At 48.2% G+C, this 20,322-nt stretch carries 15 protein-coding genes; 4 read left to right on the top strand and 11 right to left on the bottom strand.

Features of this window, described 5'->3' with window-relative positions:
- Positions 1–3: 3 nt before the first annotated feature.
- The 9 genes from pilV to H5715_RS11110 all read right to left on the bottom strand — a co-directional run bounded on the left by pilV (position 4) and on the right by H5715_RS11110 (position 10,045).
- Positions 4–522 (bottom strand): type IV pilus modification protein PilV, encoded by a 519-nt coding sequence (pilV, locus tag H5715_RS11070; RefSeq protein WP_075187611.1) that lies wholly within the window; start codon positions 520–522, stop codon positions 4–6.
- Positions 513–1,100 (bottom strand): GspH/FimT family pseudopilin, encoded by a 588-nt coding sequence (locus H5715_RS11075; protein WP_075187612.1) that lies wholly within the window; start codon positions 1,098–1,100, stop codon positions 513–515. The genes pilV and H5715_RS11075 overlap by 10 nt, the downstream gene beginning before the upstream one ends.
- A gap of 583 nt (positions 1,101–1,683) precedes the next feature.
- Positions 1,684–2,196 carry a CBS domain-containing protein gene (locus H5715_RS11080; protein ID WP_075187613.1) on the bottom strand — a complete coding sequence of 171 codons (513 nt, stop codon included), beginning with the start codon at positions 2,194–2,196 and terminating at the stop codon, positions 1,684–1,686.
- A 51-nt stretch (positions 2,197–2,247) separates the two neighbouring features.
- Positions 2,248–2,520: a hypothetical protein gene (locus H5715_RS11085; protein WP_075187614.1), complete on the bottom strand. Its 273-nt coding sequence runs from the start codon at positions 2,518–2,520 to the stop codon at positions 2,248–2,250.
- 15 nt (positions 2,521–2,535) lie between these two features.
- Positions 2,536–3,333, bottom strand: a complete 798-nt coding sequence (locus H5715_RS11090) for a peptidylprolyl isomerase (protein WP_075187615.1) — start codon at positions 3,331–3,333, stop codon at positions 2,536–2,538.
- Positions 3,333–4,013, bottom strand: coding sequence for a respiratory nitrate reductase subunit gamma (narI, locus tag H5715_RS11095; protein WP_075187616.1), 681 nt, complete (start codon positions 4,011–4,013; stop codon positions 3,333–3,335). The genes H5715_RS11090 and narI overlap by 1 nt, the downstream gene beginning before the upstream one ends.
- Complete coding sequence (gene narJ, locus H5715_RS11100) at positions 4,013–4,765, bottom strand: nitrate reductase molybdenum cofactor assembly chaperone (RefSeq protein ID WP_075187617.1); 753 nt, start codon at positions 4,763–4,765, stop codon at positions 4,013–4,015. The genes narI and narJ overlap by 1 nt, the downstream gene beginning before the upstream one ends.
- Positions 4,765–6,303 (bottom strand): nitrate reductase subunit beta, encoded by a 1,539-nt coding sequence (gene narH / locus H5715_RS11105; RefSeq protein ID WP_075187618.1) that lies wholly within the window; start codon positions 6,301–6,303, stop codon positions 4,765–4,767. The genes narJ and narH overlap by 1 nt, the downstream gene beginning before the upstream one ends.
- Position 6,304: 1 nt before the next feature.
- A complete protein-coding gene (locus H5715_RS11110; RefSeq protein WP_075187619.1) occupies positions 6,305–10,045 on the bottom strand; it encodes a nitrate reductase subunit alpha in 3,741 nt (1,246 codons plus the stop codon).
- Between the two features lie 232 nt (positions 10,046–10,277).
- Between H5715_RS11110 and H5715_RS11115 the strand changes: the two genes are divergently transcribed.
- On the top strand, positions 10,278–12,125 hold the full coding sequence (locus tag H5715_RS11115; protein ID WP_083608221.1) for a HAMP domain-containing protein: 1,848 nt from the start codon (positions 10,278–10,280) through the stop codon (positions 12,123–12,125).
- 81 nt (positions 12,126–12,206) lie between these two features.
- On the opposite strand, the gene H5715_RS11120 is transcribed toward H5715_RS11115, so the two are convergent.
- The gene (locus H5715_RS11120) at positions 12,207–14,558 is read right to left on the bottom strand and encodes a nitric-oxide reductase large subunit (protein WP_083608222.1); all 2,352 of its coding nucleotides are present in this window, start codon (positions 14,556–14,558) and stop codon (positions 12,207–12,209) included.
- Positions 14,551–15,225 (bottom strand): iron-sulfur cluster repair protein YtfE, encoded by a 675-nt coding sequence (gene ytfE / locus H5715_RS11125; protein WP_185906520.1) that lies wholly within the window; start codon positions 15,223–15,225, stop codon positions 14,551–14,553. The genes H5715_RS11120 and ytfE overlap by 8 nt, the downstream gene beginning before the upstream one ends.
- Before the next feature lie 154 nt (positions 15,226–15,379).
- On the opposite strand from ytfE, the gene H5715_RS11130 reads away from it, so the two are divergent.
- From H5715_RS11130 to H5715_RS11140, 3 genes are all read left to right on the top strand, one after another.
- Positions 15,380–15,823: an RrF2 family transcriptional regulator gene (locus H5715_RS11130; RefSeq protein ID WP_075187621.1), complete on the top strand. Its 444-nt coding sequence runs from the start codon at positions 15,380–15,382 to the stop codon at positions 15,821–15,823.
- 10 nt (positions 15,824–15,833) lie between these two features.
- Entirely contained in the window at positions 15,834–17,048 is a 1,215-nt protein-coding gene (locus tag H5715_RS11135) for an NnrS family protein (RefSeq protein WP_075187622.1), read from the top strand.
- A gap of 225 nt (positions 17,049–17,273) precedes the next feature.
- Positions 17,274–20,282 (top strand): methyl-accepting chemotaxis protein, encoded by a 3,009-nt coding sequence (locus tag H5715_RS11140; protein ID WP_075187623.1) that lies wholly within the window; start codon positions 17,274–17,276, stop codon positions 20,280–20,282.
- Positions 20,283–20,322: the final 40 nt, after the last annotated feature.

A 20,322-nucleotide genomic window follows, 5' to 3' on the forward strand; every position in this document is an offset into this window, starting at 1 on the left:
TTTCTAAATCCCAAAAGAGATGCTATAGCGTTGATCCACAACACCATCCTTCGGTATCGCATCCCACCAAATTTTTATCACCAACTCAGTACCACTGCCATCGCAGGCAGGTGAAGCTTGATTATCGCCATCGTCAGGAGAGGAATCCAAACAAACCATCCCTTCCCCTGTAGGTAACATTTGCGCCAGTTCTCGTTGCCATTCGTAATTATCGTGAGCCGCCATCGCCGCAGCCGAGCAGGAAGTAGTAAGACAACTGGAAGAATAGGTGGCGGTGGGTTTGTCGTAACTCCCTCCTTTGAAGCCTTGATTATTTGCTCTAACACGGGATGCCATATCCTGCGCCATGGAGACGGCTTGAGTACGCAAATAAGCAGCGTGGCTACTATCAACACCTCTTTTCTGAACCGATGCGATTCCCAGCAAACCACCGGCCAACACAATAAAGGAGACCAGTACCTCGATCATAGAAAAGCCGTATGTTTTGGCAATTGCGACTTGCTGTATTCTATTTAGGGACATACCAAATCACTCCCGCCTTCGCCGCTGTTGTGAATACCATTGCTATCTGTATCGCGGGAACCTCTAACCAAACCGCCAATATTGACAACTAAAGACCGCGTAAAAGTCGCGTTACTAGACCGGCTACTGCAGAAAACAAATTCCGATACCGTCTTTTTAGCGCCCTTGCTATCAAAGGTTACAGTGTTGTCTAACGTGACATCCACCTTAGCCCCAAAAGCAGAAGCAACCCTTACTACTTCCTCTCCAGTATCCAAATCACCATCCTCATCAAGATCGTAAAACACCATCCAGCCCTGATTCCAAGCACCGTTATTGCAGGCCCTGGGCGTAATTGATTCATTACTAGGGCACACCGAAACAGATTCTGAACGTGTCACCGCCGCACTGCGCGCAAAACTCAGGTCCGCAGCCAAATCTACAACACTAGAGCGTATTACAGCCCTCGCCGAGGTTTCGACAAAACTGGGAACGGCTACCGTTAAGAGGATGGCTGCAATTGCAACAACCACCATTAGCTCAACAAGGGTAAAACCAACTGTAGGTTTATTTAATTCAAAAAAATCTAGTCTTTTCATTGCAACGCTCTTTAAGTAACCGCCCTGCCCAATAGAAGCAAGGTTTCGCTTTAACCATTACAACACTAGCAATGCAAAACCGATTACTCCATACAGTTACGGACAAACGGTTAGCTCGAGACTTTTTCGGTTCAGGGAAAGGAAAAAGTAAGACACGCGACACACATAAAGTGTGACAAACCAAATAAAAATATCTAATTATTAGAATGTAATGGTATTACCCGTTATATGGGCGGAGAGAGAATTGATCATAAATTTCTAAAGGATCAGACACAAAAAAATCACCTACATAAAGTGCGGATTTAAAGTGTTCTTTTTACGCTGCGCCGCCACTGAGGCTGACGTTATACCTTAAAGACATTACGCAAGGAACTCGCGGTAGCAATAATTCCGATAGGCCAAGGCTACTAATAATGGGAAACGAAGATACCCTTTGAAGGCAAAGCCACCACACCCAGCGTCACAAGGTATTTTAATAAGCAATCCGCTGAAGACGCCTATTCTCAGAGACATATACGTGTGCAACCACACACTTGATAGCACATAGATCGCCACCTGGAAAACCCTAAATACGTAGCAGAAACTACTCCAACAGTCGCTGAAGAATATCGCGCGCAGTGACAACGCCTACCAACTTGCCGTTTTCTGTGACAAACAAACGGTGAATATCACGTTTAGCCAGAGCAGTGCAGACTTCCGCTAAAGGAGTCACGATATCCAGCGCAACCACCTCCGGTGTCATAATAGAATGTACGGTACAGTTTTCGCTAGCACGTTCCTGCATATGCCGCATGTCATCTTCCGATAATTCACCACCGTAAGGACCGCAGTAAAACTGCGTCAATTTCTGCACTTCCTTTTCATCCAAAGTCCGACTGCCAAAACGTACAACATCGGTTTGGGTTACAACACCCACCAGCTCGTCATCAGCAGCAATAACCGGTGCTCCGCCAATACCGTGCTTGATAAAGAAAGTCGCCAGTCTTTTTACGGACCAACCTTCATAAACCGTCTGTAGTTGACGAGACATCAAATCCGACAGCGACAACTCATTTATAACCTCAAGCAATTGAGGCTTTATTATGTTTGATCCCATAACTGATCTCCAGACTAACTGTGGGTTTAGCGGTCAATTGCATCAGAGTATTTATTCTGACTCTACAAGATTATTTATCTGCAGTACTTTATATATTTTTCGGCTTGTTTTACCTAATTTATGGATATCCCCAAGATTTGGAACATCTCCGTCGGAAAGTTGATTTTGCCAATTTTCCACTTCGCTTTCCAGATAGCCCAGTAATTTCTTAGGGCACCCCACACAGACACTCTGACAAACACTTGCCTCTTGCGACCCCAGGGGAAATGCCTGTCGAATATGCTCTAACACCAACTTCATAGCTTCCGGTGTGCGCGGTTTCATCAATCACTCTGTCAGTTAGTGAACAAACTGCCGATCGGTCTTAAATTCAAAACCTTCAATGTTCGCAGCGGTAATTAAAGTTTCAATATACTGCGCTAGCGCCTTATTGTGTACCCTATTATTTAAGTAAGCCTTTATTTTTACAGCCACATGTTCGTACGACAACTGCCGCGCTTCTTCTCGCCTATGAATATACACAACATGTACGCCGTAACGACTTTCTATCGGTGACTCAACCAATCCAGCACGGCAGTTAAACAACTGTCGCTCAAACTCTGGAACAGTTTGTCCGCTGCTAATCTGCCCCAACTGTCCCCCTAGCTCCGCTGACGGGCAGCGAGAATGTTCCTTGGCAAGCGCAGCAAACAAAGCAGGATCAACCTTTAACTTCGCAATAATAGCCTTTGCCGTTTCATTGGCCTGTGATCGCTCCAATGCATCGTCCGCTGGACAGGCTAGAAGAATATGCTTTACTTCCAGCAAAGGTGAAGAGTTAAATTTTTTGCGGTTTTGGTCGTAATAGTTTCGACAATCTTCCTCACTTGCCTGCGGGTAGTCGACTTCCTGCTCAATAAGCTGATCAACAAAATGTTCCTGTGGATCGGTTTGCAAACCCAGAGCCCTTGCACGCTGACGAAAGAGTTCGGCAATAATCAACGATTCAATGGCTAACACGCTGGCTTGATCCTGAGTCTCTGCCGGGTGATACTGAATTTCCCGGTAAACATCCTCTTCGGAGATAACGGTGTTATTGACTTTATAAGTAGCGTGATTGGCTGAGATTCTGCCTGAATCAACATTGTTCACTTGCATTATCGTGCCCTCACAATCTGGTAGCTACGACTCACATACTTCACCGGCACACTCCAAATATGCACCAGTCGCGAGAAAGGAAACACCAGAAATAAGCTCATACCTAGAAATACATGCAACTTGTAAATGATATGCACTTGCGCGATATAGCTCGCGGCTAGCGAACCGTTGAGCGTGACAATATTTTGCGTCCAGCTCATTAGCTTTAGCATTTCCTCACCATCCATATGGCCTGCAGAAACAAAAATCGACGTTAAGCCCAGCAGCAACTGTGCATAGAGCATGAGCAAAATCACAATATCCATTTTTGCAGTGGTTGCGCGAATACGTTCGTTGGTGAAACGACGTATAAGTAAAATGGTCATGCCGTAAAGACAAACAACACCAAACACTCCGCCCATGCCCATGGCGACCTTTTGTTTAAACGGTGCCGATACACCGAGCGTATGCCAAACCTCGTGCGGCGTTAATAATCCAACAAAGTGGCCACCGAGAATTGCGATAACACCAACATGAAACGGAAGAATGCCACGGCGAAGCCACTTCTTTTCAAGCAACTGGCTGGAGCTGGATTTCCAGGTATAGGGCTCGCGGTCATAACGTATGAGCGAGCCCACCAGAAAAACAGTGAACGCAATATAGGGATAAATACCGAATAGTAAGTGGTTGATATCATTCATCACGAATTCCCCTCACGAAAAGTAGATTGGGTGGTGGCCGTTTGGGTCTGATCAAAATCGACCCAGTGAACGGGTGCTTCCAAGTCTGCCATTTGGGAGTCACTGGGCTTTCTACTGGCAGACGAGCAATTCTCTTGCATGGATTCCGCACCAAAAGTAACTTCCTCTTCCTGCCATTCTTTATCCAACGCCTCCTTGGTATCGTCACGAATTTCAGCATCAATGGCTTCACGCACCTTGCTCAGATTAAGGTCGCTCGCGGCAACTTCCAGCAAGGCTTCAAACAATACACTGTAGGAACTTCCGCGTTTTTCCAGCCTCGCTTGCAGCAGTGCAAGGATATGCTCCACTTCCTGCAACCAACTTTTCGCATTGGTTTCACCCTGGGTAGAAATAAACTCCAGGAACAGCGGAATGTAATCGGGCAATTCATGCTTTGCAATTTCCAGTCCGGCCTGTTTGTACTGGTTTAACAAATCCACCATGGCCTGGCCACGATCACGGCTTTCGCCGTGAACATGCTCGAACAACCACAGTCCGAGCGAGCGTCCGCGCTCAAACAAGCCGTCGTATTCGGATTGCCAGTCGAGCAAATTGCGATCCACCTGATGTGAGATAAATGCTTGCACTTTTTCTTTTGTATCCGTATTAAGCGGCGAGTCAGAGACAATTCCGCCCATCTCCTGGTGGCATTCACATAAAGATTCATCGGGATAATCCAACAGGCGTGAGATAACCAATAAAACATCCATTAGTCATCTCCCTTGGATACGGCAATGATATTGCGATTGGTTTGTTTTTTCCCGCCGAATATATTCACAGCGTTGTCACCATCTCCGCAACCGTTGCCAAAACTAAAGCCACAACTGCTTTTCATACTGTAGGCGTCCTCAGCGTAGGCTTTGTGACTAGCTGGAATCACAAAGCGATCTTCATAATTGGCGATAGCCATATAACGGTACATTTCTTCCACCTGCTCCGCCGTAATGCCCGCCTGTTGTAATACGGCTAAGTCTTCTTCTCCATCGACTTGTTGCGAGCGTTTATAAGCGCGCATGGCAAGCATGCGTTCGAGCGCACTAAGTACTGGCGCTTCATCACCTGCCGTTAGCAGGTTGGCAAGATAGCGAATAGGAATACGCAACGATTTTAAATCTGGAATAACGCCATTGCTACCAAGCTTCCCAGACTCAACCGCGTTTTGTATCGGTGATAGTGGTGGGATATACCACACCATTGGCAGCGTACGATATTCCGGGTGTAACGGCAGCGCCACTTTCCAGTCCATCGCCATTTTATAGACCGGTGACTGTTGTGCCGCTTCTAACCAAGCTTCTGGAATGCCCTCTTTGCGGGCCGCTTCCTGCACAGCAGGATCACTGGGATCCAGAAATAAATCCAACTGCGATTGATAAAGATCTTTATCCGACTCCGCACTGGCTGCGGCCTCAATTTTGTCCGCGTCGTACAGCAAGACGCCTAAATAACGAATGCGCCCCACACAGGTTTCCGAACATACCGTAGGTTGACCTGCCTCAATTCTCGGGTAGCAAAAAATACATTTTTCCGATTTTCCCGTATTCCAGTTGTAGTAAATCTTTTTATACGGGCAACCAGAAACACACATGCGCCAACCGCGACATTTATCCTGATCAATAAGTACAATGCCATCTTCTTCACGTTTGTAGATAGCACCACTGGGACAACTGGCAACACAGGCAGGATTCAAACAATGCTCGCACAAGCGAGGCAAGTACATCATGAATGTTTTTTCGAATTCACCATAAATTTCTTTTTGCGCAACTTCGTTAAAACAGATATCGGCTTTACGCTTTTCAAACTCGGTGCCGAGAATCTCTTCCCAGTTTGGTCCCCAGTTGATTTTTTCCATACGCTTGCCACTTATCAGTGAGCGCGGACGCGCCACTGGCTGGTGTTTACTGTCTGGCGCGTTATGCAAATGTTCGTAGTCGAAATCGAACGGCTCGTAGTAGTCATCAATTTCTGGCAGATCAGGATTGGAAAAAATATTCGCCAGAATACGTAACTTACCACCCTGCTTAGGCTCCAGCTTACCGTTTTTTTTTCGTACCCAACCGCCGTTCCATTTTTCCTGATTTTCCCACTCTTTGGGAAAGCCAATACCGGGTTTTGTTTCCACGTTGTTAAACCAGGCGTACTCCATTCCATCACGACTGGTCCATACGTTTTTACACGTGATAGAACAGGTATGACAACCAATGCATTTATCCAAGTTTAGAACCATGCCGATTTGTGCACGTACTTTCATGTTATTGCTCCTCCGGTGCAGACTCTTCGTCGAGCCAATCGACCTTGTCCATTTTTCGGACAATTACGAATTCATCGCGATTACAACCCACGGTGCCGTAATAGTTAAAACCGTAGGCCTGTTGTGCGTAGCCGCCAATCATATGTGTTGGCTTCATCACTGCACGGGTAACGGAATTGTGAATTCCACCTCGGGTTTTGGTGGTTTCTGCACCCGGCGTATTAACGATACGTTCCTGCGCGTGATACATCATGCTCATACCTTCAGGCACACGCTGTGAAACAACCGCCCGTGCAGCAATAGCGCCGTTAACATTGAACACCTCGATCCAATCGTTATCTTCAATGCTGCCTTTTTTAGCATCGACCTCGCTCAACCATACAATAGGGCCCCCGCGTGATAGCGTAAGCATTAGCAAGTTGTCGGAATAGGTCGAATGAATACCCCACTTCTGGTGTGGTGTAATCCAGTTAAGTACCAGCTCTTCATTTCCGTTGGGTTTTTTACCCAGTAGTGGTTGCACGGTTTTCATATTCACCGGCGGTTTGTACAAACACTGGGTTTCACCAAAGTCGCGCATCCATTCGTGATCCTGATAAAACTGCTGGCGCCCGGTTACAGTACGCCAGGGAATACACTCGTGAACGTTGGTATAACCTGCGTTATAGCTGACATGTTCATCTTCCAAACCAGACCAAGTAGGCGAACTGATAATTTTTCGCGGTTGCGCAACAATATCGTGGAAGCGTATTTTTTCGTCTTCTTTCGGCTTGGCAAGGTGCGTGTGGTCCCGGCCAGTGGCTTTGGATAGGGCTTCCCAGGCTTTTACCGCCACTTGGCCATTTGTTTCCGGTGCCAAGCTTAAAATCACTTCCGCCGCATCAATCGCTGTTTCGATTTTGGGCCGTCCCTTGTGTGCACCCTCTTCTGTGTGAACACGATTGAGCCTACCGAGAAACGCCACTTCATCTTCAGTATTCCAATTAATGCCTTTTCCGCCGTTGCCCAGCTTTTCCAACAACGGGCCAAGCGAGGTAAAGCGCTTGTAGGTATTGGGGAAATCACGCTCGACCACAACCATATTCGGTGCAGTTTTTCCTGGAATTAATTCACACTCACCCTTCCACCAAGCCTTCACGCCATTGGGCTGCGCCAGTTCGGCTGGAGTATCGTGCTGTAGCGGTACGGTCACCAGATCATTTTCTACGCCCAGATGACCGTTACTTAATTCGGAGAATTTCTTTGCAATACCCTTAAAAATGTCCCAATCGGATCTAGATTCCCAAACCGGATCAACCGCTTTGCTTAACGGGTGAATAAACGGGTGCATATCCGAGGTATTCATATCGTCTTTTTCATACCAGGTGGCGGTAGGCAGTACGATATCCGAATACAGACAGGTGGTGGACATGCGGAAGTCCAGCGTTACCAGAAGATCCACTTTTCCTTCCGGTGCTTCATCGTTCCAAATAACATCTTCTGGTTTTTTATCGCCGCTCTCCCCCAAGTCCTTACCCATTAAACCGTGCTTGGTGCCCAGTAAATGACGTAACATATACTCGTGGCCCTTACCGGAGGAACCCAATAAGTTGGAACGCCAGATAAACATATTGCGCGGATAGTTCTGTGGGTTATCCGGGTCTTCACAGGCGAACTTAAGATCGCCGTCCTTTAGCAACTGAAGCGCGTAGTCTTTTGGGTCCAGGTTCATTTCTGCCGCTTTCTTACATAACGTCAGCGGGTTCATTCCCAACTGCGGTGCAGACGGCAACCACCCCATTCGTTCAGCACGGGTGTTGTAATCAATAATAGAACCAGTCCACTTACTCTTGTCGGCCAACGGTGAAATCACTTCGTTCATTTCCAGTTTTTCGTAACGCCACTGGTCGGAGTGATTGTAGAAAAAGGAGGTGCCGTTCATCTGGCGCGGTGGGCGCTGCCAGTCCAACCCAAAGGCCAACGGCAACCAGCCGCACTGGGGGCGCAGTTTTTCCTGCCCAACATAGTGCGCCCAGCCACCGCCACTCTGACCAATACAGCCACACATCATTAAAAGGTTAATAACGCCACGGTAATTCATATCCATGTTGTACCAGTGATTCATGGCAGCGCCGATAATAATCATCGAACGGCCATTCGTCTTGTTGGCGTTATCGGCAAACTCGTGCGCGATGCGAATAATTTGCTCGCGTGGCACTCCAGTAATTTTTTCTTGCCAGGCCGGCGTGTAAGGTGCGTCGTCGTCAAAGGTCTTGGCGGTATTTGAGCAATCAAGACCATTATCCACACCGTAGTTTGCCAGGGTTAAATCGTAAACTGTGGCCACCAGCGCTTCGCTGCCGTCGGCCAGTTTTACTTTCTTTACCGGTACTTTCCGTAGCTGTATATCGCTGTGGTCGGTTTTGTCGAAGTAATTAAATTCATGTTCCTGCCCACCGAAATAGGGGAAGGCCACTTCAGCAACCTCGTCTGCGCTCTCTTTAAGGGATGTCTGCAAATCCAGCTCGGCCCCGGAAACGCCATCTCTTTGCTCGATATTCCACTTGCCACTTTCACCCCAGCGATAGCCGATGGCGCCGGTCGGCGATACCAGGGTACCGTCCCGGTTAAGCGCAATGGTTTTCCACTCGGGATTGTTGTCCTGCCCGAGGTTGTTTTTCAGGTCGCTGGCCCGTAGGAAGGGCCCCTGCTGAAGGCCCTGTTCAGATGGCAGCAGCTTTACCAAATAGGGGAAATCAGTTTTGGTTTGTACGTACTCTTTGAAATAGGCGCTGGGCTTTTCAACGTGAAATTCTTTCAATACCACATGCCCCATGGCCATAGCGACAGCGGCATCAGTCCCCTGCTTTGCGGCGACCCATTCATCGGTGAGCTTGGCCACTTCGGAATAGTCCGGCGTTACCGAGACCGTTTTAGTTCCCTTGTAGCGCACTTCCGTAAAAAAGTGGGCATCGGGCGTGCGCGTTTGCGGCACATTGGAACCCCAGGCAATGATGTAACCCGAGTTGTACCAGTCGGCGGACTCCGGCACATCGGTTTGCTCACCCCAGACTTGTGGTGATGCGGGGGGAAGATCGCAGTACCAATCGTAAAAGCTGAGGCAATTGCCACCAATCAGCGACAGGTAGCGAGAACCCGCTGCGTAGCTGACCATACTCATAGCGGGAATGGGAGAAAAACCAGTGATACGATCGGGACCGTAGTTTTTTGCGGTGTGTACGTTTGAGGCAGCAATAATTTCATTGACTTCGTCCCAATTGGAACGCACCAGCCCACCCAGGCCACGTTTACTTTTATAGCTTTTTGCCTTTTCGGGATCAGACACAATCGAGTCCCAAGCGTCGACAGGATCACTGTGGATCAATCTTGCTTCACGCCACAGCTGCAATAAATGCTTACGGATTTTCGGGTATTTCAGACGATTGGCACTGTAAACATACCAACTGAAACTCGCGCCACGAGGACACCCACGCGGCTCGTGATTAGGCAAGTCTGGCCGAGTACGCGGATAATCGGTTTGCTGGGTCTCCCAGGTAATCAAGCCATCTTTGACGTACACCTTCCAACTGCAGGACCCCGTGCAGTTGACGCCGTGCGTGGAACGAACAACCTTGTCGTGCTGCCAACGTTTGCGATACCCGTCTTCCCATCCTCGATCTTCATTGGTTGTGACGCCGTGCCCATTGGCAAAGCTCGACTTTTTTACATTAAAAAATCTTAGCTTGTCTAAAAAGTGGCTCATGTTTGTGCTCCTCGACAACGCTTTATTGGATGGGCCATAACTGACCGCTTATATGGAGATAACGCCACTATAGGAATAGGAGGGTTATAACAATTGATCTAGATCAAGAGCGTTTTCCGGCTAACTCTTCGTTTGCGAGGGGCTACCCACAAAGGGGTAGGCGGGTATAAGTCACAATTGTGATGGCATACAATAAAGGTCGTTATCGACACATAAATTTTCGGAGACGCTATTGTCCGAGCGAAAAAAGCAACATTTCATTAACTCGGTGATGAGCTACATCACCTTGTCTCTGGCAACCATTATTGGCATCACCTTGATCAGTATTTTTATTTCATTTTGGGTGACTGAACTGGCGGATAAAGATGCTCAGGCGATAAACCTGTCAGGCTCCATGCGTATGCAGACCTACTATATCGGACTGGTATTGGAGCGGGAGAATGTCGAAGCAGCGCAACAAGCAATCGAAAAGCTCCAGAATACCTGGAACAGCCCCCTTTTTGCACAGCAGCACGCGCTGCTGCAGGAACCAAAACAGCAACACAATTTATTAACACGCCATTTTGGTATTGCCTATACAAACTGGCTCCATCACACAAAGCCCATCCTGATGGCAATGGCCAAAGGTCAGCATAAAAGAAGTGAAATTGAGTTCCTCCTGGAAAATCAGGTACTGCTTACCGATGCCCTGGTGACACAATTTCAAAATGATGCCGAGCGAAAGATCGTTAACCTGCGGACCTTCCAACTACTGGTATTACTGATTACTGTATCGGTTGGAAGTTTGGTTTTCTATCTGTTAAAAAACCGTATCGAACGCCCCTTATCTCAATTAACCGAAACGGCCGAAAAAATTGGTGCCGGTGATTTCAGTCAGCGCGTCGATGTTGGCGGAACCGATGAACTTACATTGCTAGCGAATACCTTTAATCGGATGAGCGAATCTATCGCCAACTCCTACAGCAAACTGGAAGAGCGTGTTGATGAACGAACACGCGCATTAAAACAACATAATATTGTGCTCGATTTTCTCTTTCAAACGGCACGAAATATTTTGGAATCTCCAAACGGACAATTTGATTTTCAAACCACCGTAGAAAACTTGTCTAAAGTATTGGGCGACCATAAACTGGAATTGTGCTTATTTACCGAGCGGGGAGAAAAACCCTATCTGCAATTAGTTTCCCATAATAAAGCTTTTGCCCATTGCGAACAGACCAATTGCTCGGAATGCCGCAACCAGGACAGCTCAATGCAAGCGCTGCTTCTTTCACGGAAAACGGGCTTCCCTATTACCATCGGCGAGCGCCATTTCGGCATTATTGATTTGCAGCTCAATAACGAGCAGGAACTACCCGAATGGCAGCATGCACTGGTACAGTCAGTGGCCAACCAGTTTGCGATTGCCCTGTCGATGAGTGAACAAAAGGATAAAGAAAACCGTTTTGTGATGCTTAGCGAGCGTACTGTTATTGCTCGGGAACTTCACGACTCCCTGGCACAGGCGCTCTCGTACCTGCAGATTCAGGTTACCCGCCTGCAAAAATCACACGACAAACAAAAATATGAATTGCAGCAACCCATTATTGACGAACTACGTGAAGGCCTGTCTTCCGCCTATAGACAATTGCGCGAATTACTCACAACATTCAGATTAAAAATGGACGAAGGCGGTTTACAAGCTGCTCTTGAAAATACCGTAGCACAATTGCGCGAACGCAGTAATATCAGTATTCAGCTCGACTATAAACTTAAAAACGTTCCCCTGGCAGCCAGCGAAGAAATTCACCTGCTGCAAATTGTACGTGAAGCCGGCCAAAATGCGATTCACCATTCAAAAGGTCGTAATGTACTGATCGAACTCATTCAAACCTCGGACAATAAAGTACAGTTGGCGGTTGAAGATGACGGTATTGGCATTCCACAAACACCGGAAAAATTTAATCATTACGGGCTCGCGATTATGAACGAACGCAGTCGCAATCTGGGCGGCGCTATCGAAGTCCAGCCTCGCAGTGGCGGAGGTACCCGAATCAGTTTCACCTTCATGCCCAGTATTACGCGGCAGCCTATCGCCTGAAGCGCTTTAAAATCAGCTATCACCCTATCTTGCAAATTTGAGCTGGTGGCGGGGCTTGACCACCAGCTAGGCTTAATCGGTTTACGACTTATCCGAGCAAGAACCGCAGCAATAATCGGCTCCATGCACAAGGTCTGATGTCGTTTCACCTGCGTACTCTGGAAAACCGGGCTCAGATTCATTAACCGTCGGCTTTCCTGCGTCGATACAAAGTAAACCTTTGACAACTTGCCAGCTAACCGCAACAGCTCCAACGATAAACACAACATCGCCAATCGTTCTTACCCAGCGCAATGTCTGCAACAAGCTGCCCTGCATAAAGCTTTCACTGCGTGCGTACCAAAGACCTTCGGATGCACTGGCAACAAACTGGATAATGCCAACGGGCAACAAGCTGGTAAACAACATAAGTACCAAGCCGATATTCAACCACCAGAACGCCGTCTTCATCAGCTTTTCATCGAACACCATCGTTGGCCGAATATAACGCAACACCAACAAGCTAAAACCCAAAGCCAGAAAGCCATACACACCAAACAGGGCGGCATGCGCGTGAGTGGCGGTGGTATTAAGGCCCTGTACATAGTAGAGAGCAATGGGTGGGTTGATGGAAAAACCCAACACGCCCGCACCTAGCATATTCCAGAAAGAGACAGCGACAAAAAATAGCAGCGGCCACTTTATTCTCTCCATCCACGCCGCTCGTCGCTGTAAACGGTAGTGCTCCCAGGCTTCGCGCCCCAGGACAATTAGTGGTACCACTTCGAGCGCACTAAACGTTGCTCCAACCGCCATTACTGGGGTGGTCGTACCGGAAAAATAGAGGTGGTGAAACGTACCCGGCACACCGCCGAGCAGGAACAGAGACGCAGAGCCCAATGCAGCAACCGTTGCCATGCGCTTGGAGACCAGACCCATACTACAAAAGATAAAAGCCAGGGCCGCCGTAGCAAAAACCTCAAAGAAGCCTTCAACCCATAAGTGCACAATCCACCAACGCCAGTATTCCATTACCGAGATATGCGTGCGTTCACCATAGAAAAACCCCGCGCCATAAAACAAACCTATCGCCGCAACAGAAGCCGTTAATAGCATTAATAAGTGTTTATCACCTGGCTGTCGCAGGGCCGGCACAATGGCGCGTAACATAAGCACCAACCACAGCACAATGCCCGTAAACTTGCCAATTTGCCAGAGCCTCCCCAAATCGACATATTCGTAGCCTTGATGCCCCAGCCAAAAGCTCCACTGGGGAGGCATTATCTGCGCGATAGCAAGGAAATTGCCGATAAACGAACCCGCTACCACTGCCACTAGTGCCCAGAACAAAATATCCACACCGAGTTTCTGATATTTAGGATCTTTTCCTCCGTTAATAATCGGCCCTAAAAACAAACCTGCCGCCAAAAATCCGGTTGCTATCCAAAAGAGTGCTGCCTGTATATGCCAAGTTCTGACCAGGCTATAGGGAAACCACTGCGACGTTTCGATGCCGTAAAAACTCTGCCCTTCAACGGTATAGTGTGCGGTAAACCCACCCAAAAATACTTGGAAGGTGAACAGGGCTACCACGAGAAAAAGATATTTACCCAGCGCTTTTTGCGAAGGTGTTAACTGAATTAGGGTAAGCGGGTCCTGCGGCGGAGCCTTGGGCTCCGCCTCGTTTCCACTCATAAACGACCAAACCCAAACCAATCCGCCAATACCCGCTATCAGCAAAACCACACTGACAATGGACCACACAATATTCTCCGCCGTGGGAACATTGCCAATCAAAGGTTCATGGGGCCAGTTGTTGGTATAAGTTGCACCCTCGGCCTGACGTTCCGTTGCCGCGGCCCAGGCCGTCCAGAAAAAAAACTCAGTTAAGCTCTGCCGACGATCCAAGCTTGGCAGCGTTAACTCCTTCATCGCATAGCTATTACGCGTTTGTTGTAGCTCTGGTGCATCACCAAACAGGCGAACATAATATTCAGCCGTCTTTTGCATTGCCGCCACCCTGCGCGCGCCTAAAACCAGAACGTCCTCCGCCGCACTGTAGGTGTTAACGCGATAGGCCTTTTTCAGCTGAAAGTGCAATGCATTGTGCTGCTCGTCATTAAGGTCACGCCACGGGGTTTGATAGTGCTCTTCCGCCGCCAACTCCAACCAGGCAATTAGCTCCCGATGTAGCCAGTCTGCGGTCCAATCGGGAGCCTGGTAAGCACCGTGCCCCCATATGGAACCCAACTGCATTCCCCCCACAGACTGCCAGGCAGTTTGACCATCCAAAATACTGTCGCGGGTCATCAGTAGGCGACCATCTTCGGCCTTTACCAGAGCAGGCAACGGCGGCGCCTTGCGGTAGACCTCGGTACCAAAATAGCCAAGTAGACCAAAGGTAATGGCTAGAACAGCGATAAGTGTCCACCAGAGTTTGTAGTATTTAACCATGATTAATGCTCTCCAACTGGCGGGTAAACAACACGTTGTTTTCCAGCGCTATATGGTTTTCCAAATCGCTCACGAGTGTACGAAGCCCCAGATAGAGTGCCCGCCAGGAATTGCACGCACCTTCAGGATAAACAAAGTTGCTGGTCGAATTTTTTAGCCAAGCAATGGTTTGCTGGTGATCGTCATGCTCTTTCAGCATCACAGAGATAGGACCGGCCGCACTTCGCCTCAGACCTCTGTTCAGCATGGGAAACAATATGTTCTCCTCTTTGCTCATATGCTGTTCAAGCTCAAGCTTCATCTGCGCCAAGCAAAGGGCTAGACCTTTGGGGCACTCAATATGGTCGAGGTGCACACCTTCCACCCGCTCTGCCAAACGAATCAATTCCGGGAGCTGTTCCCGGTGAACCTGGTGATAACGCTGCAAAATATGCGCAATAAGCGCCTGATCACTGGCCTCGCTCCAATCCGCCTCCGGCTGTTGCCGAGCTTGTAGTTGTTCGAGTTCAAGCAGAATCTCGCTCCCGTCTATACCGGCTCGGGCAATGGCTTCGGCCAGCGTGTGGCTGCCGCCACAACAAAAACTCAGCCGGTACTGATGGAAAACCGCTGTTGCGCCAGGCATATCCTGAACCAAACGATCAATGGGTATTTCAAGCAGTTGCATAAACGTCTCCTATAGTCGTCGCCAACCCAAAAAGATGCATTTATTTTGCATCTTATGTTTTGAGGGGAGTTTACCTGCCTCCCTTAAAGATGTAAAATACTTGCATCTTTAAGGGAGGCAGTACTTCCTCGCTCATACAACAATTGGAATTTGCATGCACATCACCCGATACACCGACTATTCCTTGCGCGTCCTGATCTACCTGGGCGTCAATCAGGACGGCCTGTGCAGGATCAGTGATATCGCCGAAAGTTATCGGATATCGAAAAATCATCTAATGAAAATTGTGCAGGAGCTTAATATTCGCGGCTATGTGTTAGCCGTGCGCGGGAAGAACGGCGGCCTTAAATTAAATGCCGCGCCCGAAACCATCAACATTGGCAAGCTCATTAGAGAACTGGAAGGCGACAGTAAGATGATCGAATGCTTTGGCGACAATAACCAGTGTGTTATCACCCCTAGCTGCCAGCTAAAACACATTTTCCACGAGGCGCTGGAAAGCTTTTTTTCCACCCTAGAGCAATACACCCTCAACGACCTGATCGGCAAGGGCAAGAAAAATCAACTGGCCGAACTGCTAGCAATCAATATTGCATAAAGAGACCCCGATGAATTCAACCTTATTCGAAAAAAAACCAGATCAAGCGCCGAAGAGCGAGCTTGGCTGGGCGCCGTTCAGACTGGCCTTTCGCCCGTTTTTTCTATTTGGTTCGCTATTTAGCTGTATCAGTCTATTGGCCTGGAACGGCTTACTGAATGGACAGTTGGTACTAGAGGTTTACGGCAACCCGCTGTGGTGGCACACGCATGAAATGCTATTCGGCTTTGTAGCCGCTATTGTTGCCGGCTTTTTACTTACTGCCGTACAAACGTGGACGCAGCTGCCCAGCGTTAAAGGCATTCAGCTGATGGGTCTTTTCCTGCTGTGGCTCAGCGCACGCGTTTTGATGTGGATTCCCAACAGCGTTTCACCCTGGGTAATTCTAATACTGGATCTGCTCTTTCTGCCCATGACAGCATTTATCATGGCAAGACTGGTCCTGCGCGCCAAACTCTGGCGCAACCTAATGTTTGTCCCCCTGCTACTTGCGATGACGCTCGCCAATGGCTGTATGCACTACGCGGTTCTCACCCAGCAGCCCGGCTGGGACACGCAAGCCGCAGAAGCTATGGTTATATTGGTAACTCTGCTTATGTGTATTCTGGGTGGGCGCGTATTTCCAATGTTCACCGCGAACGGTACACAAACCGGACGCGTGCAAGCTCTAGGCTGGCTCGAAAAAACTTCCGTTGCCAGTCTTCTGGCCGTCTTTATCACACAGGTATTGGTACCCGATGCCCCCGCTTGGCTCACGGCATCACTCTTGTTTGCATCCGCCGCTCTGCAGGCATTGCGAGCCTTTCGCTGGCGAATATGGGTAACCTTTGGCACGCCGCTAGTGTGGCCGCTGCACATTAGCTATTGGTGTATTCCGTTGGGGCTGGCGCTGCTCGGTTGGTCTGAAATCGGCCAGGGGGTAACTCGCTCCCAGGCTATACACAGCCTCACCGTTGGAGCAATGGGCATTATGATATTGGCCATGATTTCACGCGTATCCCTGGGCCATACTGGCAGAGTAATTCAGGTGGGTAAAATCATGAGTACGGCTTTTATTTTTCTGGTGCTCGCCTTTCTTGTACGCGTATTTGGCAGTTACTTTTACGCCAATTACCTGCACCTGCTAACCTTTTCCACACTGCTTTGGACTGCCGGTTACAGCGGCTTCGTTATTGCCAATTTTCCGGTATTAACACAGCCCAGAATTGACGGTAAACCCGGCTGAGCAAAGCCCGTCACCATCGAAAAAGGCGAGGCATTCCGGCTGTACTCCTGGCGCTGCGAGCCGCGCCGGGGATCGCGCAACCAAAAGCTATCCAGAAACGTTGATTTCCCGGCCCTCCGCTACCCATAGCGTTTATAGCTTTTTTATGGATGGCGCCCTTCCCCTATATCAATCCTCAGCTAGTCTTAGGAGACAAATACAGGTCGAACCTGGAGATTCTCTATCATGCTGCGAAATCGTATTCACTCGCTATTAAACGTGTTACCTATCGAAAAGAAAATTCGGCTGATTTTTATACCACCGATCGTGATACTCGGCATCGCTGTACTTCTGGTACTGATATCCAACATACAACACATTAGAACAGCCAACAGTATTAATAACACCGTTGACCTCGGCTTGCTATTGGATAGTGTCGCCCACAACTTTGCCGTTGAACGCGGCCTTACTGCTGGGTATCTGGGAAGCAAGAATACAGAGGTTCGCCAACAGCTGGAAGTCCAGCGTAAAAAAGCAAGCGAAGCCCAAGCGGACTTTTACACCTATTACGACAGCGGTATCAGCCACCTGCCAGAAAATGTACAGGTCTCGCTCTCCGCCCTGAAAAAGCAACTCGCGACGATCGAAAAACTGCGCAGCGATGTGGACAATTTTTACCCCGAAGCCAAACCTTTTCGGGTGTACTCTACACTTAATAAAACCGCTCTTGATACGCTATCCCTCTTGGCAACCACTATATCGGATGCCAGAGTACTGCTTCAACTAAACATCCTTACAGATCTGTTATGGATGAAAGAAAGAGCGGGCCAGGAGCGTGGCGCACTCAACGGTATATTCGCCAGTGGAAAGTATACAACCCTGAAGATTCGCGATGTTGGAATCTATATTGCCGACCAGCAAGTACGTTATGAAGCGGTTGCCCGCACTACTGCCAAAAAAGATTTCGCCGATCTCGATAGCTCTCTCGATACAGACAACACCGCACAGATAATAAAACTGCGCCAAACATTTTTTAGTGCTGCGGAAGCCAACAGTCCGCTTAACGTCGACCCCGGAAACTGGTTTGAGCTAACCACTAATCGTATAAAAACCATAAAACAATTTTCCAATAGGACAGCAGACACAATATCCTCAAGCGCATCCAATCTATTGCTGAAAGCGTGGCTAATTTTTATTGCAACGCTACTGCTCGCACTAGTGGGTGGCATAGCCTTAATGCACTTTAGCAATACTGTCACATCGCAACTTACCGGCAATATTGGCAAACTGATTGAAAAGCTTAATCAGGTTCGCGACAACAAGGATTTTTCGCTACGGGTCAATGTCAACAGTCAAGATGAAATTGGTGAAGCCGCCAAGGCCTTTAATATGCTTATGGATCAACTACAACAGGCCATTGCCGGTGTAACCGCAGTAATGTCAGAAGTGGCATCAGGCAATTTTTCTGCACGTATCGAGCAGCACTTTGAAGGAGAACTCAATACGCTAAAATCTGGCGTTAACCACTCTGCAGAAAAAGTGGACCTCACCATGCAAGCCCTGGCAAAAGTAATGGAAGCCCTGGAAGCCGGTGACTTTTCTGCGCGCATGTCATCCGATGTTGAAGGCGAATTCCGACACAAAGTTGATAACGCCATGCGCGCGACCGACAATGCCCTTCAGTCCGTTGCCGATATAATGGCGGCAATGAGTAAAGGCGATTTTTCACAACGTATCGAGATTGAACTAAATGGATCGCTCGCGCTACTAAAACAAAGCGTGAACTCCTCTGTCAATAATATTGGCCTAGCGCTGGACGACATTTCCAGAGCCGTTGTTGCTCAGAAAGACGGCCGCTTCGACTGGCAAATAAAAGGTGAACACAGCGGCGACTTACAGGTTCTAAAAGACACCATCAACGATTCCATGAGTAGCATTGACAAGGCGCTTCAAGAAATAGGCGGCGTTTTTAGTCGTTTCCGTAACGGCGATTTCAGCCATCGAATACAAATACCCATGGCTGGCGACTTGAATACCATGAAAGAGAATATTAACGCCTCCCTCAGCGAACTCGACAACGCAATATCAGAAATAGTATCCGTCGCTAGGGCGCAGCAAAAAGGTCTTTTGGATCAGAACATTCGAGGTAATTACCGTGGTCAAATTGAAACACTGAAAAATTCTCTCAACCAAAGTGGTGACTCTCTTAACACTGTCATTCACGATATCTCTTCGGTTATGAACAGTCTAAAAGAAGGCGATTTCAGTAAGCGTATAGAGACGCCTATGGCAGGCAGCTTTGAGACCTTAAAAATCGCCATTAATGAATCACTGGAATCACTACAAAATGCCGTAAACGACATTACCGGTATTGCGCGGGCGCAAAAGGACGGCGAACTGTGTGAACGAATGGCGAACAACCATAGAGGCGAATTGTATAGAATCAGCAATGCTGTAAACGAATCGATGAATAACCTCACCAAGATTATTTCAGATGTGAAGCTATCCGCGGCCAGCACAATGGACATGACTCAGGAGCAATCACTAGCCTCCTCAGAAATGTCTCGTCGTACAGAAGGGCAGGCAGCCGCGCTGGAAGAAATTGCTTCAACAATGGAAGAGATCAGCTCTGCGGTAAAAAGCACGGAGGGTGACTGTGGAAGTATGTCAGACAAAATATTCGACATTAAAGAAGTGACCATTGGAGCCCAACAGAATGTGGATAAAACGGTCGAGACAATGAATGAAATGTTGTCGTCTAGCCAGAGAATTGCACAGATTACCAGCTTGATCGACGAAATCGCATTTCAAACTAATTTACTTGCTCTCAATGCCGCCGTCGAAGCCGCACGCGCAGGGGAACAGGGGCGAGGGTTCGCTGTAGTGGCGAGTGAAGTTAGAAATTTAGCCCAGCGTTCGGCTGATGCAGCAAAAGAAATTAAATCTCTTATATCTGAAAATCTCACCAAGGTTGATGATAGTTTTGAATGCAGTAAACGTTCATCATCCGACCTCAAAATCATCAGCGAAAAAGTCTTAGAATCCCATAAATTGATGGAGAACATCAGTATTGCCACAGAAGAACAAGCGCGCGGAATCAATGAAATCAATTCTGCTATTTCATCTCTAGACGGAATGACACAGGCAAACGCCGCGATGGTTGAGCAAACCACCGCTGCAGCCAAGAGCGTTGAGGATCAAGCGAGGAATGTCAGCCAACTGCTTGGGTTTTTTAAATTGGCCGATCACTCATAACATTGTTTAAACGCAGCGCGATAACAAACTAACACAACAT

The organism is Teredinibacter haidensis, from assembly GCF_014211975.1.
GTDB lineage: Bacteria > Pseudomonadota > Gammaproteobacteria > Pseudomonadales > Cellvibrionaceae > Teredinibacter > Teredinibacter haidensis.